This window comes from Streptomyces sp. NPDC126510, from assembly GCF_040302345.1.
Taxonomy (GTDB): domain Bacteria; phylum Actinomycetota; class Actinomycetes; order Streptomycetales; family Streptomycetaceae; genus Streptomyces.
Map to the genome: position 1 here is coordinate 138,151 of NZ_JBEORR010000004.1, position 24,413 is coordinate 162,563.

General features: G+C 71.0%; 21 protein-coding genes and 2 pseudogenes. 12 read left to right on the top strand and 11 right to left on the bottom strand.

The genetic code is table 11. The features are described from left to right. Positions 1-47: 47 nt before the first annotated feature. The gene (locus ABTX60_RS06390) at positions 48-560 is read right to left on the bottom strand and encodes a cupin domain-containing protein (RefSeq protein ID WP_352095914.1); all 513 of its coding nucleotides are present in this window, start codon (positions 558-560) and stop codon (positions 48-50) included. A 118-nt stretch (positions 561-678) separates the two neighbouring features. Here ABTX60_RS06390 and ABTX60_RS06395 point away from each other — a divergent pair. Further along, positions 679-897: pseudogene (locus ABTX60_RS06395) on the top strand (nuclear transport factor 2 family protein); the annotation flags it as partial. On the opposite strand, the gene ABTX60_RS06400 reads toward ABTX60_RS06395, so the two are convergent. Continuing rightward, positions 840-1,322, bottom strand: a complete 483-nt coding sequence (locus ABTX60_RS06400; protein WP_352096165.1) for a GNAT family N-acetyltransferase — start codon at positions 1,320-1,322, stop codon at positions 840-842. The pseudogene ABTX60_RS06395 and the gene ABTX60_RS06400 overlap by 58 nt on opposite strands. Before the next feature lie 400 nt (positions 1,323-1,722). On the opposite strand from ABTX60_RS06400, the gene ABTX60_RS06410 reads away from it, so the two are divergent. The 4 genes from ABTX60_RS06410 to ABTX60_RS06425 are packed head-to-tail and all read left to right on the top strand — an operon-like array spanning position 1,723 to position 4,103. Beyond that, positions 1,723-1,938, top strand: a complete 216-nt coding sequence (locus ABTX60_RS06410; protein ID WP_030836519.1) for a hypothetical protein — start codon at positions 1,723-1,725, stop codon at positions 1,936-1,938. Positions 1,939-1,964: 26 nt separating this feature from the next. Next, positions 1,965-2,711, top strand: a complete 747-nt coding sequence (recO, locus tag ABTX60_RS06415; protein ID WP_003990109.1) for a DNA repair protein RecO — start codon at positions 1,965-1,967, stop codon at positions 2,709-2,711. A gap of 51 nt (positions 2,712-2,762) precedes the next feature. Continuing rightward, positions 2,763-3,596 carry an isoprenyl transferase gene (locus ABTX60_RS06420; RefSeq protein ID WP_352095916.1) on the top strand — a complete coding sequence of 278 codons (834 nt, stop codon included), beginning with the start codon at positions 2,763-2,765 and terminating at the stop codon, positions 3,594-3,596. A 48-nt stretch (positions 3,597-3,644) separates the two neighbouring features. Then, entirely contained in the window at positions 3,645-4,103 is a 459-nt protein-coding gene (locus ABTX60_RS06425; RefSeq protein ID WP_352095917.1) for an MFS transporter, read from the top strand. A 101-nt stretch (positions 4,104-4,204) separates the two neighbouring features. Here the strand turns inward: ABTX60_RS06425 and ABTX60_RS06430 are convergent, their stop codons facing one another. The 4 genes from ABTX60_RS06430 to ABTX60_RS06445 are packed head-to-tail and all read right to left on the bottom strand — an operon-like array spanning position 4,205 to position 7,332. After that, positions 4,205-4,624, bottom strand: a complete 420-nt coding sequence (locus ABTX60_RS06430) for a Fur family transcriptional regulator (RefSeq protein ID WP_352095918.1) — start codon at positions 4,622-4,624, stop codon at positions 4,205-4,207. A gap of 58 nt (positions 4,625-4,682) precedes the next feature. Next, on the bottom strand, positions 4,683-5,585 hold the full coding sequence (locus ABTX60_RS06435) for a metal ABC transporter permease (protein WP_352095919.1): 903 nt from the start codon (positions 5,583-5,585) through the stop codon (positions 4,683-4,685). Next, a complete protein-coding gene (locus ABTX60_RS06440; protein WP_352095920.1) occupies positions 5,585-6,352 on the bottom strand; it encodes a metal ABC transporter ATP-binding protein in 768 nt (255 codons plus the stop codon). The genes ABTX60_RS06435 and ABTX60_RS06440 overlap by 1 nt, the downstream gene beginning before the upstream one ends. A gap of 20 nt (positions 6,353-6,372) precedes the next feature. Next, the gene (locus ABTX60_RS06445; protein WP_352095921.1) at positions 6,373-7,332 is read right to left on the bottom strand and encodes a metal ABC transporter substrate-binding protein; all 960 of its coding nucleotides are present in this window, start codon (positions 7,330-7,332) and stop codon (positions 6,373-6,375) included. Positions 7,333-7,503: 171 nt separating this feature from the next. On the opposite strand from ABTX60_RS06445, the gene ABTX60_RS06450 reads away from it, so the two are divergent. The 3 genes from ABTX60_RS06450 (at position 7,504) to ABTX60_RS06460 (ending at position 10,688) form a co-directional block, all read left to right on the top strand. After that, positions 7,504-8,886 carry a glycine--tRNA ligase gene (locus tag ABTX60_RS06450; protein ID WP_352095922.1) on the top strand — a complete coding sequence of 461 codons (1,383 nt, stop codon included), beginning with the start codon at positions 7,504-7,506 and terminating at the stop codon, positions 8,884-8,886. Between the two features lie 184 nt (positions 8,887-9,070). Continuing rightward, positions 9,071-10,069, top strand: a complete 999-nt coding sequence (locus ABTX60_RS06455; protein WP_502992288.1) for an aldo/keto reductase — start codon at positions 9,071-9,073, stop codon at positions 10,067-10,069. Between the two features lie 25 nt (positions 10,070-10,094). Next, on the top strand, positions 10,095-10,688 hold the full coding sequence (locus ABTX60_RS06460; RefSeq protein ID WP_351632135.1) for a TetR/AcrR family transcriptional regulator: 594 nt from the start codon (positions 10,095-10,097) through the stop codon (positions 10,686-10,688). A gap of 44 nt (positions 10,689-10,732) precedes the next feature. Here the strand turns inward: ABTX60_RS06460 and ABTX60_RS06465 are convergent, their stop codons facing one another. After that, entirely contained in the window at positions 10,733-10,939 is a 207-nt protein-coding gene (locus ABTX60_RS06465; RefSeq protein ID WP_352095924.1) for a hypothetical protein, read from the bottom strand. Between the two features lie 108 nt (positions 10,940-11,047). Between ABTX60_RS06465 and ABTX60_RS06470 the strand changes: the two are divergent. Continuing rightward, positions 11,048-11,521, top strand: a pseudogene (locus tag ABTX60_RS06470) (MmyB family transcriptional regulator); the annotation flags it as partial. 121 nt (positions 11,522-11,642) lie between these two features. On the opposite strand, the gene ABTX60_RS06475 reads toward ABTX60_RS06470, so the two are convergent. Continuing rightward, positions 11,643-13,088, bottom strand: coding sequence for an MFS transporter (locus ABTX60_RS06475; protein WP_352095925.1), 1,446 nt, complete (start codon positions 13,086-13,088; stop codon positions 11,643-11,645). Between the two features lie 78 nt (positions 13,089-13,166). Here ABTX60_RS06475 and dusB point away from each other — a divergent pair, with 78 nt between their 5' ends. Continuing rightward, positions 13,167-14,300, top strand: a complete 1,134-nt coding sequence (dusB, locus tag ABTX60_RS06480; RefSeq protein WP_352095926.1) for a tRNA dihydrouridine synthase DusB — start codon at positions 13,167-13,169, stop codon at positions 14,298-14,300. Here dusB and ABTX60_RS06485 read toward each other — a convergent pair whose 3' ends face one another. From ABTX60_RS06485 to ABTX60_RS06495, 3 genes are all read right to left on the bottom strand, one after another. Beyond that, the gene (locus ABTX60_RS06485) at positions 14,301-16,010 is read right to left on the bottom strand and encodes a sulfatase-like hydrolase/transferase (protein WP_502992289.1); all 1,710 of its coding nucleotides are present in this window, start codon (positions 16,008-16,010) and stop codon (positions 14,301-14,303) included. A gap of 516 nt (positions 16,011-16,526) precedes the next feature. Continuing rightward, entirely contained in the window at positions 16,527-18,464 is a 1,938-nt protein-coding gene (locus ABTX60_RS06490) for an amylo-alpha-1,6-glucosidase (RefSeq protein WP_352095927.1), read from the bottom strand. Beyond that, positions 18,461-19,873 carry an MGH1-like glycoside hydrolase domain-containing protein gene (locus tag ABTX60_RS06495; RefSeq protein WP_352096167.1) on the bottom strand — a complete coding sequence of 471 codons (1,413 nt, stop codon included), beginning with the start codon at positions 19,871-19,873 and terminating at the stop codon, positions 18,461-18,463. The genes ABTX60_RS06490 and ABTX60_RS06495 overlap by 4 nt, the downstream gene beginning before the upstream one ends. A 121-nt stretch (positions 19,874-19,994) precedes the next feature. Here ABTX60_RS06495 and ABTX60_RS06500 point away from each other — a divergent pair, with 121 nt between their 5' ends. Then, the gene (locus ABTX60_RS06500; RefSeq protein WP_352095928.1) at positions 19,995-21,221 is read left to right on the top strand and encodes an ROK family transcriptional regulator; all 1,227 of its coding nucleotides are present in this window, start codon (positions 19,995-19,997) and stop codon (positions 21,219-21,221) included. Between the two features lie 406 nt (positions 21,222-21,627). Further along, the gene (gene ppdK, locus ABTX60_RS06505; protein WP_502992285.1) at positions 21,628-24,375 is read left to right on the top strand and encodes a pyruvate, phosphate dikinase; all 2,748 of its coding nucleotides are present in this window, start codon (positions 21,628-21,630) and stop codon (positions 24,373-24,375) included. Positions 24,376-24,413: the final 38 nt, after the last annotated feature.

Sequence of the window (24,413 nt, forward strand, 5' to 3'; positions counted from 1 at the left end):
GGTCACATCCGGGTAACTGCCCGATGTGCACGGGGGATTACCCCAGGTCACGTCTCGCGGATTCCGTCTGTCCCCGGTCCGTGGACGAAGTAGCTGTCGTGCCGCACCTGGAACTCACGCAGTTCCTCGCCGCCGCGCTGCGCGAACTCCGCGACCCGCTCGAAATACTCCTCGCGAGGAGCGCCCGGGGAGAACAGCATCAGCATCGACACGGGGTCGTCGCTGTCGTTCCGGAACGCGTGCAGCCCGCCGACGGGCACGTACAGGAAGTCCCCCTGCCGCCCGGTCATCCAGCGTTCGCCGTCGAAGAGCCGGATCTCGCCGGACAACACATAGAAGGACTCGGAGATGGAGCGATGGAAGTGCGTCTTCGCCCCCGGCGCCTTCGGCCCCATGTCCACCTTGTACAGCCCGAATTCGCCCCCCGTCGAGGCATGGCCGGCGAGGTAGTGGGTGCGGGTGCCGCCCGGGGAGACGATGTCGGGCGGGGTGCCGGTGGACCTGAAGACGGCGTTGATCTCCCCGTTCTCACCGAGATAACGGGGTTCCGGGTACGACATGGGAGTCCCTTCGCGAGGTGGTGCCGGGGACTCTTCCACGCCGGGGGCCCGCCGGGCATCGGACTCGGAGCGCAGGACATCGGGACGTTGGACCTAGGGCGAGCCGCGGACACTGCCGGCCTTCGACATGGTGGAGCAGGAGTTCCTCGCTACCGGCGAGACCGCTGTCGTGCTCACCCGGGTTCGCGCCCGGGCTCGTGCGACCGGTCGTGAGCTCCGCTTCCCTGTCCTGCAGACGATCACGGTCAAGGACGGGCGGATCACCGAGGTCCGCCCGTTCTACCGGGACTCCTCGGTCATCGCCGCGGCCTGCGCCGAACCCGGGTCTGCGAGGTGAGTCGGGGGGCGGCGCAGCATGAAGACGTCGATCGGGTCCTGTGTCTCCACCGCGAAGCCGTGGCGTTCGTAGAGGTGGCGGGCCGGGCTGCCCTGGAGGACGTTCAGGCGGACGAGGTCGCCGGAGGCGTCCGTGGTGGTCAGCAGGGTGCGCAGGACCGCCGAGCCCAGGCCGCGGCCCTGGAGGGCCGGGGTGAGGTAGAAGTGCTCCAGCCAGTGGCCGTTCTCGGACGGACGCAGGGTGACGCTGCCCGCGAAAGCGCCCGCCGACGTGATGATCGACGTGTGCCGGGGGGAGAAGCCCTCCCGCAGGCGCTGCCTGACCCGGCGTTCGTCGTAGCGGCCCAGCCGCTCCAGGTCCGGGCGCATCACCACGGCCCGTAGTTCCGCTATCGCCTCGACGTCCGCCGGCCGCGCGGGACGCATGCCCCATTCCGGCTCCGGATGCCTTTCCGTCGCTCTCACGACTGGATTCTTTCGAAAAGACCCCCGTTTTGCAGCGCCTCGTGCCGAACCCCTCTGCGTTGCATGGCAGTTGTAGAACACAGACCCCTCCGGAGTGTAGTCGCCGAGCGTCACCAGAGAGACGCGAAGAGTGAAAACCCGCAGGGGAGGGGAGCACGGTGGAGGCACGACACTCGGCGCTCTGCGCCGGAGAAGCGGAGGACGCGGTGAAAGAATTGCGGGCAGAACTCGCCAAGGCCGGAATTATCCGGCTCTCACTGGGACTTGACCCGGTGGGTCTCGCGCGGAAAGCGCCCTGCCCGCTCGTCGTGTCGGGCCGGACTTCCCCGGACGACGCCCGGCGGCTCGCGGCGGTGCCGCGATGAAGCCTCCCGTCGGCGCGTATGTCGTGGACACCCGCAGCGGCCGCATCGGCATCGTGATGGGGCATGAGGGGCCCTACGTGCAGCTGAGGCCGTACGGGGGCGGCAGGGAGTGGGACGCCGACCCCGGAGCCGTCCGGCACGCCACCCCGGCCGAGCGGCTGCGCGCGGCGACCGCGTACGCCAACGCCCGCAGCAGGGGCGAGGTCCCTTGACGTGACGGCCCTGCCAGAATGGCTCCATGAGTCTGTTCCGCGACGACGGCATCGTGCTGCGCACCCAGAAGCTGGGTGAGGCGGACCGGATCATCACGCTGCTCACACGCGGTCACGGACGGGTACGCGCGGTGGCCCGGGGCGTGCGCCGGACGAAGTCGAAGTTCGGTGCGCGTCTCGAGCCGTTCTCCCACGTCGACGTGCAGTTCTTCGCCAAGGGGAGCGAGCTGGTCGGACGGGGGCTGCCGCTGTGCACCCAGAGCGAGACCATCGCGCCGTACGGCGGCGGCATCGTCAGCGACTACGCCCGGTACACGGCCGGGACGGTCATGCTGGAGACCGCCGAGCGGTTCACCGACCACGAGGGGGAACCGGCCGTACAGCAGTACCTGCTGCTGGTCGGTGGACTGCGGACCCTCGCCCGGGGGGAGCACGCACCCCATCTCGTGCTCGACGCCTTCCTGCTCCGCTCCCTCGCCGTCAACGGGTACGCCCCGAGCTTCACCGACTGCGCGAAGTGCGGGATGCCCGGACCCAACCGGTTCTTCTCGGTCGCCTCGGGCGGTTCCGTCTGCGTGGACTGCCGTGTCCCCGGCAGCGTCGTACCCTCTCCCCAGGCCCTGGAGCTCCTCGGTGCCCTGCTGACGGGAGACTGGGAGACCGCGGACGCGTGCGAGGCGCGCTACGTCCGGGAGGGCAGCGGGCTGGTGTCCGCGTATCTGCACTGGCACATGGAGCGCGGGCTGCGCTCCCTGCGCTACGTCGAGAAGTAGCGCACAACAGAGCAGCACAGAAGCAAGCGAGCACGAGGAGACGAGAAACACATGGCCGTACGCGGGATCCTGGGGCGCCAGCGCCGGGAGTACAGGACGCCGGAGCCGCACCCGTCCGGCGCGCGGCCCCCGAAGGTCCCCGGGGAGTTCGTACCGCAGCATGTGGCGATCGTCATGGACGGCAACGGCCGCTGGGCCAAGGACCGGGGCCTGCCGCGTACCGAGGGGCACAAGGTCGGCGCCGAGCGCGTGCTGGACGTGCTCCAGGGCGCCATCGAGATGGGCGTCGGCGCGATCTCCCTCTACGCCTTCTCCACCGAGAACTGGAAGCGTTCGCCGGACGAGGTGCGCTTCCTGATGAACTTCAACCGGGACTTCATCCGCAAGACCCGGGACCAGCTCGACGCGCTGGGCATCCGGGTGCGCTGGGTCGGACGGATGCCGAAACTGTGGCGGTCCGTCGCCAAGGAGCTCCAGATCGCCCAGGAGCAGACCAAGGACAACGACAAGCTCACGCTGTACTTCTGCATGAACTACGGCGGCCGGGCCGAGATCGCCGACGCGGCGCAGGCGCTGGCGGCGGATGTGAAGGCCGGCAGGCTCGATCCCTCGAAGGTCAACGAGAAGACCTTCGCGAAGTACATGTACTACCCGGACATGCCGGACGTGGACCTGTTCCTGCGGCCCAGCGGCGAGCAGCGCACCTCCAACTACCTGATCTGGCAGAGCGCCTACGCCGAGATGGTCTTCCAGGACGTGCTGTGGCCGGACTTCGACCGGCGTGACCTGTGGCGGGCCTGCCTGGAGTTCGCCTCGCGGGACCGCCGCTTCGGCGGGGCGATCCCCAACGAGGAGCTGCTGGCCATGGAGGGCGAGCAGCCGTAGCGAGCACGGGACGGCGGCCCTTCCGGTGGCCGCCGGACCGTGGCGGCGGTGTGCTGGTGGCATGGGTTCCACCGCCGTCGGCGCACCTCGCCGGACCCCCGGCTGTCCGGCCGGATGCGCGCCACCAGCGTCATGGCGCCGGCCGGGGCCGTAGCGGGCACCGGGATGATCGGACTGAGCTGGGCCTGGTCCTGGTGGGTCTACCTGCCCGTCTTCACCTGGTGCGCGCTCGGGCTCGGCCTGGGCTGGACCTTCGCCAGTGTGGCCACCCGGCAGGTCGTCTCGCCCGCCCGCGCCGGAGAGGCCTCGGGCGTCGTCCTCACCGCCCTCGTCACGCTCGGCGCCATCGGCCCCGCGGCCGTGGCGGCGGCCATCACCTCGCTCACCCCCGAGACCGGCCCGGAACGCGCCCACGACCTCATCCTGCGGGCCGGCGGCGCCGTGATCCTGGCCGCCTCCGCCCTGTCGCTGCTGGTCCGGCGCAGGCTGAGCGCCCGTGGCGCGTAGCAGGCCAGGAGCCTTCCGACCTCAGGGGCGCGGGGAAGTGCGCGAACAACCCCACGCACCCGCACCCCGCAACGCGTACTCACCCCAACGGCGGGGACGGCTCAACCGCCGGAGGCAGCCGCACAGTCGGCACAGGTCCCGAAGATCTCCACCGTATGAGCCACGTTCACATACCCGTGCTCCGCGGCGATGGACTCGGCCCACTTCTCAACCGCCGGCCCCTCCACCTCCACGGCCTTGCCGCAACCGCGGCACACGAGGTGGTGGTGATGGTCGTCGGTGGAGCAACGCCGGTACACCGACTCACCGTCGGCCGTGCGCAGGACGTCGACCTCACCGGCGTCCGCGAGGGACTGCAGGGTGCGGTAGACCGTGGTGAGCCCGACCGAGTCGCCCTTGTGCTTGAGCATGTCGTGCAGTTCCTGCGCGCTGCGGAACTCGTCGACCTCCTGCAGGGCCGCCGACACAGCGGCCCGCTGCTTGGTGGCGCGGCCCTTCACGGACGGTCCAGCGGTCGTCACCGTTGCCTCCTCACGTCTGCCTTGCCCGGGCCATTGTGCCAGCCCGGGGTGGGGGCGGTCAGACGCCGACTTCGTCGGCCGCCCGGCGGCTGCCCGGGATCGTGCAGTCCCCGGGGTCGGTGGCGCCGTCCGCGGCCGCCCGGGCGCGGGCGCGGCGGCGTGCCAGCGGGGCCGCGAGCGCCGTCAGGGCGATGAACGCGCCGATGGTCAGCAGCACGATCGTCGCGCCGGGCGGCACGTCCTGGTAGTACGACGTGACGGTGCCGCCGATCGTCACGCTCACGCCGATGGCCACGGCGATCACGAAGGTGGCGGCGAAGCTGCGGGTGATCTGCTGGGCGGCCGCGACGGGCACCACCATCAGCGCGCTGACCAGGAGCAGCCCGACCACCCGCATCGCCACCGTCACCGTGACGGCCGCCGTGACCGCCGTCAGCAGGTTCAGCACGCGCACCGGCAGCCCCGTCACCCGGGCGAACTCCTCGTCCTGGCTGACCGCGAACAGCTGCCGCCGCAGGCCGAGGGTGACCAGGACGACGAAGCCGGCCAGGACGCAGATCGCCGTGACGTCCGACTGGGACACCGTCGACAGGGAGCCGAACAGGTACGAGGTCAGGTTGGCGTTGGAGCCCGTCGGCGCGAGGTTGATGAACATCACACCGCCGGCCATGCCGCCGTAGAACAGCATCGCGAGGGCGATGTCGCCGCGGGTCTTGCCGTACCAGCGGATCAGCTCCATGAGGACCGCGCCGAGGACGGAGACGAGGGTCGCCATCCACACCGGGGACCAGGTCAGCAGGAAGCCGAGGCCGACGCCGGTCATCGCCACGTGGCCGATGCCGTCGCCCATCAGGGCCTGACGGCGCTGCACCAGGTAGATGCCGACCGCGGGGGCGGTGATGCCGACCAGGACGGCGGCGAGCAGGGCTCGCTGCATGAAGGCGTAGTCGAGGAAGTCCATCAGCTCAGCAGTCCCGTGCGGATCGGTTCGGCGCCCGCTGGTGCGTGCGGGTGTACGTGGTCGTGGCCGGGCAGCGCGTGCTGGCCGACGGCCTTCGGGGGCGGCCCGTCGTGGACGACGCAGCCGTCGCGCAGCACGACCGCCCGGTCGATCAGCGGCTCCAGGGGGCCCAGTTCGTGCAGCACGAGCAGCACGGTCGCGCCCTGGGAGACCTGCTCGGTGAGCGTGTGCGCGAGGACCTCCTGGCTGGCCAGGTCGACACCGGCCATCGGCTCGTCCATGATCAGCAGTTCGGGTTCGGAGGCGAGCGCGCGGGCGATCAGCACGCGCTGGTGCTGGCCGCCGGAGAGGGCGTCGACCGAGTCCTTGGCCCGGTCGGCCATGCCGACGAGCTCCAGGGCGCTTCGTACGGCCGCGTGGTCGGCCTTGCGCAGTACGCCGAAGCGGGCCCGGGACAGGCGGCCGGAGGAGACCACCTCGGTCACCGTGGCGGGCACGCCGCCGGCGGCCGTGGTGCGCTGCGGGACGTAGCCCACGCGGTGCCAGTCGCGGAACCGCCTGCGGTCCGTGCCGAACAGCTCGATCTCACCGGCACCGGTCTGCACCTGGCCGATGACGCTGCGCACGGCCGTCGACTTGCCCGAGCCGTTCGCGCCGAGCAGCGCGACGACCTCGCCGCGGTGCACGGTGAGGTCGATGCCGCGCAGCACGGGGCGCGAGCCCAGGTCCGCGCGAACGCCGCGCAGGGATACGACGGGCTCGGTCATGCCGTCCTCCGATGGGTCGATCACTTGGCTCCCAGGGCCTTCTGCAGGGCCTTGAGGTTGGATTCCATGACCTGGACGTAGTCGTCACCGCGGGACTTGTCGGTGATGCCCTCGAGCGGGTCGAGGACGTCGGTCTTCAGGTTCGCGTCGCGGGCGAGGGTCTTCGCGGTCTTGTCGGAGACCAGTGTCTCGTAGAAGACGGTGGTGACGCCGTCGGCCTTCGCCTCCTGCTGGAGCTCCCGGACCCGGGCGCCGCTGGGCTCGCTCTCGGGGTCGATGCCGGAGATGGCCTCCTGGGTGAGACCGTAGCGCTCGGCGAGGTAGCCGAAGGCGGCGTGGTTGGTGAAGAAGACCTTGGTCTTGGTGTCCTTCAGGCCGTTCTCGAAGTCGCTGTTGAGCCCGTTCAGCTTCGTGACCAGGGCCTCGGTGTTCTTCTTGTAGTCGGCCGCGTGGTCCGGGTCGGCCTTCTCGAAGGCCTTGCCGACGCCCTGGGCGATCTCGGCGTACTTCACCGGGTCGAGCCAGACGTGCGGGTCGCGGCCGTGCTCCTCCTCGGAGTGGCCTTCCTCGGAGTGTCCTTCCTCGCCCTCGTGGCTGTGGCCGCCGGTGCCGTGGTCCTCGAGGTGGGTCAGCGTGGCCGCGTCGATCTTGGTCTTGATGCCGGTCTGGCCGACGGCCTCGTCGACGGCGGGCTGGAGGCCCTTCAGGTAGAGCGCCGCGTCGGCCTCCTCCAGCTGCGCGCGCTGCTTGGTGCTGATCTCCAGGTCGTGCGGCTCCTGGCCCGGCTCGGTCAGACTGGTGACGTTGGCGTGGTCGCCGCCGATCTGCTGGGCGAGATACGCCATGGGGTAGAACGACGCGACGACATCGAACTTGTCCGTGTTCCCCGTCGCCGCGCTGTCGCTGGAGCAGGCGGTCAGGGCGCCGAGGCCGAGAGAGGCGGCCGCGGCGGCGGGTATGAGGCGTCGTCGTACGTTCATGACACTCATTTTCAACAAATATGGAAACCGTTGTCAACAAACCGCCTGAGCAGGGCCTTGAGGCCGCCGCAGGGGGCGCGATTTGATTGAGGGGGCGTCCCCGCCGGTAACCTGAGACATTCGCTGGAAGCAACTCGCTTCGTCGCCCGTCGTCGTAATGAAGAGAGCACCGTGGCCGCCGACAAGATCGACACCATCGTCAGCCTGAGCAAGCGCCGTGGCTTCGTATTCCCCTGTAGTGAGATCTACGGCGGTCAGCGCGCCGCTTGGGACTACGGCCCCCTGGGTGTCGAGCTCAAGGAGAACCTCAAGCGCCAGTGGTGGCGCTACATGGTGACGTCGCGCGAGGACGTCGTGGGCATCGACTCGTCCGTGATCCTGGCCCCCGAGGTCTGGGTCGCCTCCGGTCACGTCGCCACCTTCACGGACCCGCTGACCGAATGCACCTCCTGCCACAAGCGGTTCCGCGCGGACCACCTGGAGGAGGCCTACGAGGAGAAGAAGGGCCGCGCCCCGGAGAACGGCCTGGCCGACCTCAACTGCCCCAACTGCGGCAACAAGGGCCAGTTCACCGAGCCCAAGCAGTTCTCGGGCCTGCTGTCCACCCACCTCGGCCCGACGCAGGACTCCGGCTCCGTCGCCTACCTGCGTCCCGAGACCGCCCAGGGCATCTTCACCAACTTCTCGCAGGTGCAGACCACCTCGCGCCGCAAGCCGCCGTTCGGCATCGCCCAGATGGGCAAGTCCTTCCGCAACGAGATCACGCCCGGCAACTTCATCTTCCGCACCCGCGAGTTCGAGCAGATGGAGATGGAGTTCTTCGTCAAGCCGGGCGAGGACGAGAAGTGGCAGGAGTACTGGATGGAGCAGCGCTGGAACTGGTACACCGGTCTCGGCCTGCGCGAGGAGAACATGCGGTGGTACGAGCACCCGAAGGAGAAGCTCTCCCACTACTCCAAGCGCACCGCCGACATCGAGTACCGGTTCTCCTTCGGCGGCAGTGAGTGGGGCGAGCTCGAGGGTGTGGCCAACCGCACCGACTACGACCTCGGCGCCCACTCCAAGGCCTCCGGCCAGGACCTCACCTACTTCGACCAGGAGGCCGGCGAGCGCTGGACTCCGTACGTCATCGAGCCCGCGGCCGGTGTCGGCCGCGCGATGCTGGCATTCCTCCTGGACGCCTACATCGAGGACGAGGCCCCCAACGCCAAGGGCAAGATGGAGAAGCGCACCGTGCTGCGCCTCGACCCGCGCCTCGCCCCGGTGAAGGTCGCGGTGCTGCCGCTGTCCCGCAACCCGGAGCTGTCCCCGAAGGCCAAGGGTCTCGCCCAGGCGCTCCGGCAGAACTGGAACATCGAGTTCGACGACGCCGGCGCCATCGGCCGCCGCTACCGCCGTCAGGACGAGATCGGCACGCCGTTCTGCGTGACCGTCGACTTCGACACGCTCGACGACAACGCGGTCACCGTCCGCGAGCGCGACTCGATGAAGCAGGAGCGCGTCTCCCTCGACCAGATCGAGGGCTACCTGGCGGCCCGCCTGATCGGCTGCTGATCGCTTTTTTTCTCGCGTCGCGGTGCCGGGTTCCTCCTCGGAGGGGCCCGGCATCGGTGCGTTCCGGCGGCTTCAGGGGTCCGGCTGGCGTGCTCCCTCGGGTGACGCAGCAGTCTCGCTGACAAGTGACAGCTGACAGATATTGAAATCTGTCAGCTGTCATGGCATGGTGGAGGGCATGACGATGCGCAACCGACCCCTCGGAACCACGGGCCCCCAGGTCTCCGCCCTCGGCCTCGGCTGCATGGGCATGTCCGCCCTGTACGGCGAGGCGGACCGGACCGAGTCCATCGCGACGATCCACGCGGCGCTCGAAGCGGGCGTCACCCTGCTCGACACCGGCGACTTCTACGCCATGGGTCACAACGAGATGCTGATCGGCGAGGCCCTGCGCACCGCCCCCGCGGCCCGGCGCGAACAGGCCCAGGTCAGCGTGAAGTTCGGCGCGCTGCGCGGCCCGGACGGCAGCTGGCTCGGCTACGACGGCCGTCCCTCCGCCGTGAAGAGCTTCGCCGCCTACTCCCTCCAGCGGCTCGGCGTCGACCACATCGACGTCTACCGCATCGCCCGCCTCGACCCGGACGTGCCGATCGAGGAGACGGTGGGCGCGATAGGGGAACTCGTCGAGAAGGGCTATGTGCGGCACATCGGCCTCAGCGAGGTCGGCGCCGGGACGATCCGCCGTGCGGCGGCCACCGCGCCCGTGTCCGACCTCCAGATCGAGTACTCCCTCATATCCCGCGGCATCGAGGACGAGGTCCTGCCCACCGTCCGGGAGCTGGGGATCGGCATCACGGCGTACGGCGTGCTCTCCCGCGGCCTGATCTCCGGCCACTTCACCGCTGACCGGCAGCTCGGCGCGGGCGACTTCCGGGCGATGTCGCCGCGCTTCCAGGGCGACAACCTCCGGCACAACCTGGACCTCGTCGAGGCCCTGCGGAAGATCGCCGAGCAGAAGGGCGTCAGCGTCGCGCAGATCGCGATCGCCTGGGTGCTCTCCCGCGGTGAGGACATCGTGCCCCTGGTCGGGGCCCGCCGCCGCGACCGGCTCACGGAGGCGCTGGGCGCGCTGGACGTGACGCTGGAGCCGGCCGACCTGGCCGCGATCGAGGAGGCCGTACCGGCCGGTGCAGCCGCGGGCGACCGCTACCCGGCGGCCCAGATGGCACACCTCGAGGGCTGAACCGGGCTCCGGGTACGGTCAGGGCATGGCACCGACCAGCGAGACTCTGACCGCCGAGCGCATCCTCGAGGCCACCGAGGAGGTGCTGCGCCGTCACGGCCCGGCCAAGGCCACCGTGGTGGACGTGGCGCGCGCGCTCGGTGTCAGCCACGGCAGCGTCTACCGCCACTTCCGGACGAAGGCGGCCCTGCGCGAGGCGGTCACCAAGCGCTGGCTGGACCGCACCTCCGGGCAGCTGTCGGGGATCGTCGCCGCGGACCGTGTTCCGGAGGACCGGCTGCGGGACTGGCTCGCCGCGCTGTTCGCCGCCAAGCGCCGCAAGGCGGGCGAGGACCCGGAGCTGTTCGCCACGTACATGGTCCTCACCGATGAGAACGGCACGGCGGTGGGCGAGCACATCACCGACCTGGAGACGCAGCTGACCCGCATCATCCAGGCCGGCGTCGAGACCGGCGATTTCGCCGCCACCGACCCGGAGGCCTCCGCCCGCGCGGTCTTCCAGGCCACGGGCCGCTTCCACGACCCCTGTTACGCGCGGGAGTGGGAGGAGCCGGGCACCGAGGCCGACTTCGCGGCGGTCGTCGACCTGCTGGTGCAGGGGCTGCGGCGAGCGCCGTAGTTCCCGGCACGTCAGCGGCCCCGGCCGGCCCGCCGCCCCGGCCTCTATGCCGCCGTCGGATCCACGGTGGCCTGGTGGGCCTCCAGCAGATGTTCCTCCGCCTTCAGCCAGGGCAGGAACTGGGCGCCTCTGTGCCACCCGCAGGTGTCGCATCTGATCGTGCGCTGCACACCCGTCCGGTGCACCCGCACCACGTGCTCCCGGCCGTGCTGGTCCCACCGGCTGACCTTGCTCGTGTCGATCTGTGTCATGTCGCCTCCCGCGTCGAGAAATCCGCCGTCCCGGACTGCTCGCAGCAAGGAGTGTGCAGCAAGACCGGCATCAACAGGGTTTCCCCGGAAGACGGTTATCAGGCTGTGAGCGACATCCTCGCCCACAACCGCACGTACGGGCTGCTGCTGTGCGACCTGGACACGGTCCCGCCCGAGGACCGCAACTGCATCCTCCTCTCCTACACCCACCCCGAGTGGCAGTCCTCGATCGTGCACCTGGAGGAGACCCAGCGCCTCATGGCGGCCCGCTTCCGCGCGACGATGGCCGGCCATCTCGCCGAACCGGCTTGGAAGACGCTGCTGAACCGGCTGCACACGGAGTCCCCCGAGTTCCGCAGGGCCTGGGACCGTCACGAGGTGGTCGCCCACCGCACCAAACGCAAGGAGTTCCGCAACCGCCACGTCGGCCGTATCACCGTCGACCACACGGACCTGTGGCTGACGCCGGGCGCGGGTCCGCGGATCGTCACCTACGTCCCGGCGGACGCGGAGTCACGCGAGCGGCTGGAGGAGCTGCAGGCGATCGCCGTGGCACGGCAGGCCGTTCACGCCGGCGGGTGATCGCTGGTCCGCGGCCGGCCGTCGTCCGTACGACGCGGCCGTGCCCGGACGTTGTGGACTGCTTGAAGGCGTTCATGCCCGGACGACCGGATCGTCGAGCGGCCGTGGGAGATGCGTCGGCTCATACACCGACCCCGGCCGCGTCCCGCACGTCCGCCGACTCCAGCCTCGCGGCGGCCCGGTCGGCCGTGCCCCGGGCCCACCGTCCGTTCGTCACCGCTCCCAGTGCCAGCACCGCGAAGCCGCACACCGCGAGGATCCACCACCCGGGCCGCGCCGCGGACACGAACGTGTCCCGGTACGAGGACGCGCCGACGCCCGAGGCGAGCACCGCGCCCACCACGGCCACCCCCAGCGTCTGCCCGAGCTGGCGGCTCGTGGAGGCGACGGCCGCCGCGACGCCCGCCTGCGCGCGGGGCATGCCGGAGACCGCCGTGTTGGTGATGGGCGCGTTGACGAACCCGAAGCCGACGCCGAACAGGACGTAGCCGGCGAAGAGCGTGACGTTCGAGGTCTCCGCCTCGAACGCGGCGAACAGGACACCGCTCGTCGTCATCGCGAAGCCCGCGATCAGCAGGGGCAGGCGGGGGCCGCGCGTTCCCACCAGGCGGCCCGACAGCGGCGCGCACAGGAAGGTCGGGACGGCCATCGGCAGCATCCACAGGCCCGCCTCCAGGGCGGTCAGCCCCCGCACGTTCTGCAGGTACAGCGTCGACAGGAACAGGAAGCCGCCGAGCGCGGCGAACGCGCTGATCGCGATGACCGTCGCCCCGCTGAACGGCGCCGAGCGGAAGAAGCGCAGGTCGATCAGCGGTTCCTTGCGGCGCGGCTCGTAGAGGAGCAGTCCGGCGAGGGCGGCCAGGGCGACGACGGCCAGGGGCGCGAGGGACCGGAAGGGCGTGCTCGGCGCCTCGATGATCGCGTACGTCAGCGAGCCGAACAGCGCGATCACCAGCACCTGCCCGACGGGGTCGGGGCGGCGGGCGCGAGGGGCGCGGGACTCGGGCACGAAGCGCAGGGTGAGCAGCAGGGCCGCCAGGCCCACCGGCAGGTTGATCCAGAAGATGGAGCGCCAGCCGACGGAGTCGACGAGGAGCCCCCCGACCAGGGGGCCCGCGGCCATCGATATGCCGACGACCGCGCCCCAGACGCCGATCGCCCGGGCCCGTTCGCGCGGCTCGGTGAAGGTGTTGGTGATGATCGACATGGCGACCGGGTTCAGCATCGAGCCGCCCACCGCCTGCACCATGCGGAACGCGACCAGCGCCTCCAGGTTCGGCGCGAGCGAACACAGCACGGAGCCGATCGTGAAAACGACCAGACCGGCCATGAAGACCCGCTTGCGGCCGACCCGGTCGGCCGTGGAGCCCGCGAGCATCAGCAGCGAGGCGAGGACCAGCGTGTACGCGTCGATCGTCCACTGCAGACCCGACGTACTGGCGTGCAGGTCCTGCTGCATGGAGGGCAGGGCCACGTTCAGGACCGTGTTGTCGAGGCTCACGATCAGCAGGCTCATGCAGCAGATCGCGAGCACCAGCATGCGGCGGCGGGGGCTGAGCTCGGGCATGCGGCTCATCGTACGCCGATTTCGATAGTGTGGCTAACTAATGAATTTTACCGGCTCATTGCACGGCACAATGGAGGCATGTCCACGCCCCTCCAGATCGGCCCGCACACCGTCCGGCCCCCTGTCGTCCTGGCCCCCATGGCCGGGATCACCAACGCGCCCTTCCGCACCCTGTGCAGAGAGTTCAGCGGCGGCAAGGGCCTGTTCGTCAGCGAGATGATCACCACCCGGGCGCTGGTCGAACGCAACGAGAAGACCATGCAGCTGATCCACTTCGACGCGACGGAGACGCCGCGCTCGATCCAGCTGTACGGGGTGGACCCCGCGACCGTCGGCAAGGCCGTCCGCATGATCGCGGAGGAGGGCCTCGCCGACCACATCGACCTGAACTTCGGCTGTCCGGTGCCGAAGGTCACCCGCAAGGGCGGCGGCTCCGCGCTGCCCTACAAGCGGAACCTGCTGCGCGCCATCCTGCGCGAGGCCGTCAGCGGCGCCGGCGACCTGCCCGTGACGATGAAGATGCGCAAGGGCATCGACGACGACCACATCACCTTCCTCGACGCCGGCCGGATCGCCGTGGAGGAGGGCGTCACCGCCATCGCCCTGCACGGCCGCACCGCCGCCCAGCACTACGGCGGCACCGCCGACTGGGACGCCATCGCCCGGCTGAAGGAGCACGTGCCGGAGATCCCGGTGCTCGGCAACGGCGACATCTGGTCCGCCGAGGACGCTCTGCGGATGGTGCGCGAGACCGGCTGCGACGGCGTGGTCGTGGGCCGCGGCTGCCTGGGACGGCCGTGGCTGTTCGCGGACCTGGTCGCCGCCTTCGAGGGCCGCACCGAGGACATCGCCCGCCCCGCCCTGCGCGAGGTCGCCGACGTCATGGTCCGGCACGCCACCCTGCTCGGCGAGTGGATCGGCGACGAGGCCCGGGGCGTGATCGACTTCCGCAAGCACGTCGCCTGGTACCTCAAGGGCTTCGCGGTCGGCTCCGAGATGCGCAAGCGCCTCGCGATCACCTCGTCCCTGGAGGAGTTGCGCTCCGGCCTGGACGAGCTGGACCTCGACCAGCCCTGGCCCGCCGGTGCCGACGGGCCCCGGGGCCGTACGTCCGGCAACAATCGGGTGGTGCTGCCCGACGGCTGGCTGAAGGACCCCTACGACTGCGCCGGGGTCGGCGAGGACGCCGAGCTCGACACCTCGGGCGGCTGATCAACCCTTGGAGGGGCGCGGTGTGGAGCCGAACGCCTTCAGGAAGCGGTCGCGGAAGGAGCTCATCTTCCACACGGGCGCGTCGCGGTCCGGCTTGAGGCCGTCCGTCCATTTCCAGCCGGCGACCTTGTCCAGGACCTTCGGGTCCTTCGCGACGATCGTCACCGGCACGTCCCGGCTTGCGTGGTTCCCGCTGACCCGGGCGATGGGCTGGTGGTCGCCGAGGAAGACCAGGACGGTGTCGTCGGTGCCGTAGCGCCGAAGCCACTGGGTGAGGCTGGTGACCGAGTACTGGATGGACTTGCCGTACTCCTGTCGGGACCTGGTGGTGTCGGTGATGATGTCCGACGCCTTGTTGCCCGCCTTCTGGATCGCGTCGAAGACGGAGCCGTCGCCGAGTTCGTCCCAGCCGACCGTCTTCGGGAGGGGCGCCCAGGGCTGATGGCTGGAGGTCAGGATGACGAACGACATCAGTGGCTTGTCGCGCTTCTTTCCGTGCACCTGCCGCTGGAACGCCTCCAGCGCGTACTGGTCGGGCATCGTCGACCAGCTGAACTTCGGGCCCCGGTACCCCAGGTCGAAGGCGTCGTAGAGCTTGTCGAGGCCGTACCACTTCTCCTCCGGCCAGCCCTTCTGCACACCCGGCATGACGCCCACGGTGTCCCAGGCGCCGGTCTTCTGGAACGCCTTGGTGAGGGTGAGGTGGTCGCCTGCGCTGACCGTGCGGTAGCGCCGCTGGTTGTCGATCCAGAGGCCGGACATGGTCGTGGAGTGGCCGAGCCAGCTGCTGCCGCCGTACGTCGCCGAGGTCAGCCAGCCGCTGCGGGCGTCGTAGCCGGCCTTCTTCAGGGCCTCGGTGCCGGCGTCCAGGGTGCGGTCGACGCCGGGGGCCGTGATCGGGTCCTCGATGGCGCTGCGGCCGTAGCTCTCGATGAACGTGAAGATCACGTCCTTGCCGCGCAGATCGGGCAGCAGCTCGCCGGGCGGAGTGTTGCCGAAGGTGTCCGCCTTGGACTGCCGCACGAACGCCGCCTCGTCCCGCAGTGACTCCACCGTCCGCTGTGCGTGCACCTTGAGGGCCCCGGCGCCGCGCTCGGAGGCGATCGGCCCGCCGAACAGCGTCAGGCCCAGGGCGGAGCAGGCGACCCAGACGGTGCCGGCGACCAGGGCGCCTTTGGACGCCCGCAGCCGGTGGCGTGCCAGCACGTCGGCGAGCCGGAGCGACGCCGCGACCATGACGGCCGCCACGAGCAGCACGAGCACCACCGCGCCGAGGGCGGCGGCGGTCGCGACGCCCCCGCCCAGCGTGTCTTCGACGTACGCCTGCGCGTCGGGCAGCAGGTCCCAGTCGAGCGCCGCGTTGAAGCCCCGGCCCAGGTACTCGTTGAACCCCATGTCGAGCAGGTTCACCGTGGTCAGGGCGGTGAGGCCGAGCCCGTACAGCACCGACGCCACCAGCCGGGGGCGGCGCGGCAGCGCCAGGACGAAGACGGCCCCGAGAACCGCCTCCGCCGGGATCCGCGCGAAGCCGGCCGCCCTCAGGGCGGGGAGCGTGTTGGGCAGGAGCAGGGCGCCCAGGACCAGGACGGCGGCGAGCACGGTGGTGGCCAGGCGGACGGCGCGGGCGGCCCGGTGGTGGCGGGTGCGCCAGGTGCGGATGCGGCCCGGCCGGCGTCCGGGAGCGGCGGCCCGGGTGAGCCGGGTGCGCAGGCCGGTCAGCCGGTGCCCGAAGCCGGCTCGGGAAGCCGCCGGAGCGGGATCGGCCACTGCCTCTGCCCTCTCCTCTCTCTCGCCTTCCCCCTGTTCCCCGCCCTCCGTCCCGGTCCCGACCTCGGGTACGCCGTCGCCCGACTGCGACGACTTGCTGAAGCGTGTGAAGACAGGCACCCGGAGGTCCTTCCCGTACGGAACCGGTGAGGCGGCGGACCCGGGTGGGGGTACGGGTCCGCCACCGTTCCGTACGGTGCGTCCACCAGGTGTGTTCAGCCCGCCGGGCCGGCGCTCGGCAAACACCCGGCAAACGGGGGGGCCAACCGGGCCCCAGGGTCTGTTGTTTGGATCAGGTCGCAGGAGATCGGCGGTTCTTGTCCATGCCGGTGAGCGGGGCCTGGTGCGTGCAGCTGCAAGGCGGAGGAGGGCGTCGACGCGGAGCGTCGGCAACCGACGACAACGCGGCAGATGCGCGTGCCAGGCCCCGCGTCTGCGGGCTGATCCAAACGACAGGCCCTAGACCACCCCGACCGCCGTGAGCAGCGCCAACGGGGCCGACGCCGAACGGGATTCACGTACGCACGCGTGCGGGTACGGCACCGGTTCCGGGTGGGTGTCGCGGCCGTAGCCCGCGAGGACCTCCGGGAGCCGGTGGCCGGTCGCGCCCGCCGCGTCGACCAGGCCTCGGGCGATCGCGCGGGCCTCGTCGTGCAGCCCGTAGCGGGCCAGCCCCAGGGCGATCAGCGCGTTGTCGTGCGGCCAGACCGAGCCGCGGTGGTAGGAGAGCGGGTGGTACGCCGGCTGCCCGGCGGCCAGGGTGCGCACGCCCCAGCCGGAGAAGAAGTCCGCCTCGAGGAGCCGCCGGCCGACGAGTTCGCCGTACTCCTTGTCCAGCAGCCCCGACCACAGCAGGTGCCCGGCGTCGGAGGCCAGCGCGTCGACCTGTTCGCCCCGGCCGTCGAGCGCGAGGGCCGGGAAGGAGTGCTCCGGCATCCAGAAGTCCTTCTGGAAACGGTCGCGAAGGTCGCCGGCCGCCTGCTCCAGCAGATGCGCGTACGTGGCGTCCCGCCACACCGTGCGGGCGAGGCCCGCCGTGCGGCGCAGGGCGTCGTAGGCGTAGCCCTGGGCGCCCGCCGCCGTCACCGGCCCGTGCGGGCGGGTGCCTTCGGCGGAGCAGATGGCGCCGGGGGAGTCCTTCCAGTTCTGGTTGGCGAGGCCGCCCTGGTCGGCGCGGTAGACGAGGTAGCCGCGCGAGGTCAGGCCGCCGTGGTCGAGCATCCAGGTGATCGCGGCCCGGGCGTGGGGTTCGAGACGGCGGGCCGGGCCGGTGTCGCCGGTCTGCTCGGTGTACGCGCCGAGCAGGACGAGGAAGAGCGGCGTGGCGTCGACCGAGCCGTAGTAGCGGCCGTAGGGGACCTGGCCGAAGTGGGCCAGTTCGCCGTGCCGCACCTCGTGCACGATCTTGCCGGGCTGGGCGATCTCGTCGGCGCCGGTTCCGGTGGCCTGGGTCGCGGCGAGCGCGGGCAGCGTGGCGGCGGCCAGAGCCGGCCGGTAGGGCAGGGCGAACAGCGAGGTCAGCAGGGCGTCCCGGCCCAGCAGGGTCAGGAACCAGGGGGCGCCGGCGGCCGGGACGCGCAGGTCCTCGCCGTCCGGGCCGGTGGCCGGGACCTGGAGGGCCGCGAGGTCGGCGAGACCCCGGGTGCAGGCGGCGGCCAGCCCGGGCCAGCCGGCCGGGAAAGCCACGTCCCGGACGAACTCGTCCTCCCGGGCGCGCAGTTGATCCTGGGCGGCGGCGGGGGAGCAGGGGACGCGCAGGGCGCGCCGGTCGCCGTGCGGGCGGGCCATGACCCGCAGGGTCAGCTCGGCCGTGCCGTGCGGTTCGAGGTCCAGGGTCCATGCCAGGCGGCGGGCGCCGGTGCCGGTCTCCTCCACGACGTCCGGCCGCGGGTCGGCCGTCACGGTCGTGACGGAACGCCATTCGCCGCGCCGGTAGACGAACTCCACGCCGTGTGCGAGCACGTGCCGGGAGCGGACGGCGCCGGGCTTCGTGTAGGTGCGGTGGTCGGAGCGCAGCTCGAACTGGTCGGTGAAGTCGGCGTCGGCGGTGACCGCGAGGCGGACCGTCGTGGGCACCGGGCGGTTGCTGGTGACGCGCAGCGACTCCACGAACGAGGAGTCTCCGACGGCCTGTTCGCGGAAGAGCGTGTACGCGGGCGGTTCGTCCCGGCCGCCGCGCGGGACGAGCACACAGCGCGCGGTGTCCCCGTCGGCCACCGGGGTCAGCGTGTCGGGCACCGCCCCGTCGACGGTGAGCTGCCACCGGCTCAGATGCCGGGCGTCCCGTACGAACATGCCGTCCGGGGCGCTGCCGCCCCGGTAGCCGCTGATGTCGCCGCGGTCGCCGACGGCGGCGAACGTCCGGCCGTGCACGAGCAGATGATGCCGGTCCGTCATGCCCGGTCCTCTCCCTTGATCGCCGTGAGGCCGTTCCCGCCCCGTGCGGGCCGGTCGTGCAGCAGGTCGAGCGTGAGCGCGGCGGTCCAGCCGAAACCGGTGACGCCGCAGGCCTGTGCCGTGTACGGGTCGACGTACTCCGCGAAGCCGGAGGCGCCGGCGGTGTGCAGCATGCCCTTGCGCAGGGCGTCGGCCCGGCCGCGCTCGCCGTGCAGCCGCAGCCCGCGCTCCAGCAGCCAGTTGGTGTTGAACCAGGCGGGGCCGCGCCAGTAGCGATGCGGGTCGAAGGCCGTCCCGAGCAGGTCGTAGCTCGGGACCAGGCGGGTCGTGCCGCCGAGGCCGAAGTGCGGGCCGCAGGCCGTGCGCACCAGGGTGGCCGCGAGGTCGCGCGGCAGGGCGGGGAGCAGCAGGGGGACGAGCCCGGAGACACCGCGCTCGGGAATCAGCTCCCCGGCGCGCACGTCCCGGCACAGGAACATCCCTGCCGGCGGATCGAACAGCCGCTCCACGAGCGTGGCGGTGAGCCGCTCGGCGCGGCTCGCCCGGGACGCCTCCGCCGCGCCCAGCTCCCGCGCGATCCGGGCCAAGGCGTACTCGGAGGCGATGAGCAGCGCGTTGAACGCCGGGTCCTCGACGGCGAAGGCACCGGCTCCGTCGGCGTATCCGCCGTCCCGGTAGTCGGTGGCCAGCCGCACGTACCGCCCGTAGTCCAGATCCGTCGGCCGGTCCTCGGGGGCGCCGTGGTCGAGGTCGGCGCGGCGGAAGGAGCGGGCCGAGGCGGGGGTGACGCGGGACAACGGGCGGTCCCAGCAGGGGCTGTTGTCCATACCCTGTTCCCAGGGGTGCACGACGGACACCAGCCCGTCCCCGCCGAGGTCGCGACGGTGCAGGAGGTAGTCGTGCCAGGCGGCCAGCCGGGGGTACGCCCGGGTGAGGAAGCCGCGCGCCCTGGACAGGCCCGGGTCGGCGAGGTGCACCAGCCACGCGGCCAGGGCGTGGACGGGCGGTTGCACGATCCCGGAGGTCTGTACGGTGCGCGGGGCGCCGGCGGTGCGCCCGGCGGTCGACGAACGCCAGAAGTCGGGGCTCGGGAAGTACGCGTCGAGGGGGACGGAGGGGTTGAAGACGATGTGCGGGATGCGCCCGTCCGCCCACTGGGCCGCCAGCAGCGTCTCCAGTTCCGTCTGGGCCCGTAAGGGCGAGAGGTGCCTGAGGCCGATCGCGATGAACGCCGAGTCCCACGACCACTGGTGCGGATACAGGCCGCGCGAGGGCACGGTGGACCTGCCCGTCCAGTTGTCCTCCAGCACCTGTGCGGCCCTGACGTGCAGGGACGGCGGCGCGGCGGCCGGGTCGTATGCGATCTGGCGCCCCGCGGGACGCGTGGTGAGCTGGGCGATGCGGTCCACTCGGGGCTCTCCCAAAGACGTACTCCTGGCCAGGATCGGCAGGGGCTACCGTAGGGTTACGTCTATTTAACACGCAAAACCCAATATGTAATGCAGGGTTGGGAAACACAAGGGGGTGTACATGACCGGACAGCCCGGGAGAACCGGACGAGGCGCGGGCCAGGCGAGCGCCGGCGATCTGCTCGAACTGGTGCGCAGTCGCCGCGCCGTGACCCGGGGTGCGCTGCAGCAGGCGACCGGACTGTCCAGGGCCACCGTCGGGCAGCGGCTGGAGCGGCTCTTCCGCGCGGGCTGGCTGCGCGAGGGCGCCGGGGGGCCGGTGGAGTCACCGCTCGGCGGGAGGCCCTCCATCACCCTGGAGTTCGACGACGAGCACGCGGTGGTCCTGGCCGCCGACCTCGACACCCGGCACGCCCGGGCGGCGGTCCTGTCGCTGAGCGGCGAGATCCTCGCCGAGCATTCCGGCATCCTGGTCGTCGAGGACGGGCCGGACGCCGTGCTCGGCGAACTCGGCCGCTGGTTCGCCGAGCTGCTGGAGAAGACCGGGCACGAGGTGGAGGCGGTCTGCGGGGTCGGCCTCGCGGTGCCCGGCCCGGTCGACACCGAGACCGGCCGCGTCGTCCAGCCGCCGATCATGCCCGGCTGGGACGGTTACGACATACGGGGCCGCCTGACCCGGGCGCTCACCGAGCACGCGGGCGCCGCCGGAGTGCCCGTGCTGGTGGACAACGACGCCAACCTCATGGCGTACGGCGAACAGCGCACCGCCTACCCCGGCTGCTCCGCCTTCGTGCTGGTCAAGGTCTCCACCGGCATCGGCGCGGGGGTCGTGGTGGACGGCTCGGTGTTCCGGGGCATCGACGGCGGCGCCGGCGACATCGGGCACATCCGGGTGCCGGAGGGCGCCGGGGCGCTGTGCCGGTGCGGTTCCTACGGCTGCCTGGCCGCCGTCGCGAGCGGCGGCGCCGTGGCCCGGCGCCTGGCGGAGGCCGGGGTGCCGGCGGCCTCCGGCTCGGACGTACGGGATCTGCTGGCGGCCGGGCATCCGGAGGCGGTCGGGCTCGCCCGGGAGGCCGGGCGCCGGGTCGGGGACGTTCTCGCGACCGTCGTGACGCTGCTCAACCCCGGTGTCCTGATGATCGCCGGGGATCTGGCCGGAACCGCCTTCCTGACAGGCGTGCGCGAACTGCTGTACCAGCGGGCGCTGCCCCGCTCCACCGCACACCTGGAGGTCGTGACCGCACGGCTGGGCGAGCGGGCCGCGCTGGTGGGAGCCGGTGCGATGGTGGTGGAGCACCTCTACGCGCCCGAACGGGCCGAGGAGCGGCTGCGCGCGCTCGGGGTGTGACGGCCGCGTTACGGTCCCGGGCGACGTCCGCATGGTGAAATCCCGGCGCCTGTGGCAGCGTGATTCTCGCCACCCCTGATAAGGGTTGCGCTCAGATGAGCGGATCTTGGGCGACTGCACTTCTCCAAAGGGTGGCACTGAGTGCCACCCTTTGATCGTTCATCGAGCGAAATCAAATGTGCGGAAACTCCGCTCACATGAGCGCTCAATGGGATTCAGGGAGGCTCTTGCGTTCAAGAAGTGAAAACATGCGGCTGCGATCGCTTGCTCAGCCTTGACTTTCAATCCGCTGGCGGACGAGTGGTTACAGGCGCATGACGCACAAGTGGACGTACCCAGACGCCTTTGATCTGGGTATGTTCCTGCCCGTCAGGGCAGCCACCGCGTCCTCGAGGAGTCGAGACCCGTGTCGGAAAACAAAGATCTCCCGGTAGCCGAGCAGGCCGCGAGCGTTGAGGGCGTGAAGTTCGTCTACGACTTCACCGAGGGCAACAAGGACCTCAAGGACCTCCTCGGTGGCAAGGGCGCGAACCTCGCCGAGATGACGAACCTGGGCCTCCCCGTCCCGCCCGGCTTCACCATCACCACCGAGGCCTGCAAGGTCTACCTGGACAGCGGCGAGGAACCGGCGGCACTGCGTGACGAGGTGAGCGCCCACCTCGACGCCCTCGAGGCCCGCATGGGCAAGAAGCTCGGCCAGGCCGACGACCCGCTGCTGGTGTCGGTGCGCTCGGGAGCCAAGTTCTCCATGCCCGGCATGATGGACACCGTCCTCAACATCGGCCTCTCGGACAAGTCGGTCCAGGGCCTCGCCAAGCAGGCCGGCGACGACCGGTTCGCCTGGGACTCCTACCGCCGCCTCATCCAGATGTTCGGCAAGACCGTCCTGGGCGTCGACGGCGAGCTGTTCGAGGACGCGCTGGACGCGGCCAAGGCGGCCAAGAAGGTCACGGTCGACACCGAGCTGGAGGCCGCCGACCTCAAGAAGCTCGTCACCAAGTTCAAGAAGATCGTCAAGACCGAGGCCGGCCGGGACTTCCCGCAGAACCCGCGCGAGCAGATGGACCTCGCCATCCACGCGGTCTTCGACTCCTGGAACACCGACCGGGCCAAGCTCTACCGCCGCCAGGAGCGCATCCCCGGCGACCTCGGCACCGCGGTCAACGTCTGTTCCATGGTCTTCGGCAACCTCGGCCCCGACTCCGGCACCGGCGTCGCCTTCACCCGCGACCCCGCCTCCGGCCACCAGGGCGTCTACGGCGACTACCTCCAGAACGCCCAGGGCGAGGACGTCGTCGCGGGCATCCGCAACACCGTGCCGCTCGCGGAGCTGGAGCAGATCGACAAGAAGTCGTACGACCAGCTGATGCAGATCATGGAGACGCTGGAGAACCACTACAAGGATCTCTGCGACATCGAGTTCACCATCGAGCGCGGTGTGCTGTGGATGCTCCAGACCCGCGTCGGCAAGCGCACCGCGGGCGCCGCCTTCCGCATCGCGACCCAGCTGGTCGACCAGGGCCTGATCGACGAGGCCGAGGCGCTCACCCGCGTCAACGGCGCCCAGCTCGCGCAGCTGATGTTCCCGCGCTTCGACGAGGACGCGAAGGTCTCGCAGGTCGGCCGCGGCATCGCCGCCTCCCCGGGCGCGGCCGTCGGCAAGGCCGTCTTCGACTCCTACACGGCCGTCAAGTGGTCCCGCTCCGGCGAGAAGGTCATCCTGATCCGCCGCGAGACCAACCCCGACGACCTGGACGGCATGATCGCCGCCGAGGGCATCCTGACCTCCCGCGGCGGCAAGACCTCCCACGCGGCCGTCGTCGCGCGCGGCATGGGCAAGACCTGTGTCTGCGGCGCCGAGGAGCTGGAGGTCGACACCAAGCGCCGCCGGATGACCGTACCGGGCGGCCACGTCGTCGAGGAGGGCGACGTCGTCTCCATCGACGGCTCCTCCGGCAAGGTCTACCTCGGTGAGGTACCCGTCGTGCCGTCGCCGGTCGTGGAGTACTTCGAGGGCCGTATGCACCCGGGCGCCGACGACGCCGACGAGCTCGTCGAGGCCGTCCACCGCATGATGGCCTTCGCCGACCGCAAGCGCCGCCTGCGGGTGCGCGCCAACGCCGACAACGCCGAGGACGCGCTGCGCGCCCGCCGCTTCGGCGCCCAGGGCATCGGCCTGTGCCGCACCGAGCACATGTTCCTCGGTGACCGGCGCGAGCTCGTGGAGCGGCTGATCCTGGCCGACACGGACACCGAGCGCGAGGAGTCCCTCAAGCAGCTGCTGCCGCTCCAGAAGCAGGACTTCGTCCAGCTCTTCGAGTCGATGGACGGCCTCCCGGTCACCATCCGCCTCCTGGACCCGCCGCTGCACGAGTTCCTGCCCGACATCACGGAACTCTCGGTCCGCGTGGCGCTGGCGGAGTCCCGCCAGGAGCCGCACGAGAACGAACTGCGCCTGCTCCAGGCCGTGCACCGCCTGCACGAGCAGAACCCGATGCTGGGTCTGCGCGGTGTGCGTCTCGGCCTGGTCATCCCCGGCCTGTTCACCATGCAGGTCCGGGCCATCGCCGAGGCCGCGGCCGAGCGCAAGGCCGCCAAGGGCGACCCGCGCGCCGAGATCATGATCCCGCTCGTGGGCACGGTCCAGGAGCTGGAGATCGTGCGCGAGGAGGCCGACGCGGTCATCGCCGAGGTCGAGGCGGCCTCGGGTACGCAGCTGAAGCTGTCCATCGGCACGATGATCGAGCTGCCGCGCGCCGCGCTGACCGCCGGTCAGATCGCCGAGGCCGCGCAGTTCTTCTCCTTCGGCACGAACGACCTGACCCAGACGGTGTGGGGCTTCAGCCGGGACGACGTGGAGGCTTCCTTCTTCACGGCGTACCTGGAGAAGGGCATCTTCGGGGTCTCGCCGTTCGAGACGATCGACAAGGACGGTGTCGGCTCGCTGGTGAAGCTGGCCGCCAAGGCCGGCCGCGAGACCCGCCCCGACCTCAAGCTCGGCGTCTGCGGCGAGCACGGCGGCGACCCGGAGTCGGTCCACTTCTTCCACGAGGTCGGACTCGACTACGTCTCCTGCTCGCCGTTCCGCATCCCGGTGGCCCGCCTGGAGGCGGGCCGGGCGGCGGTCCAGTCCCAGGGCAGCGACCACCGCTAGACCCGTGGCCCGTGCGGGGCCACGCAGGAATCCGGAGC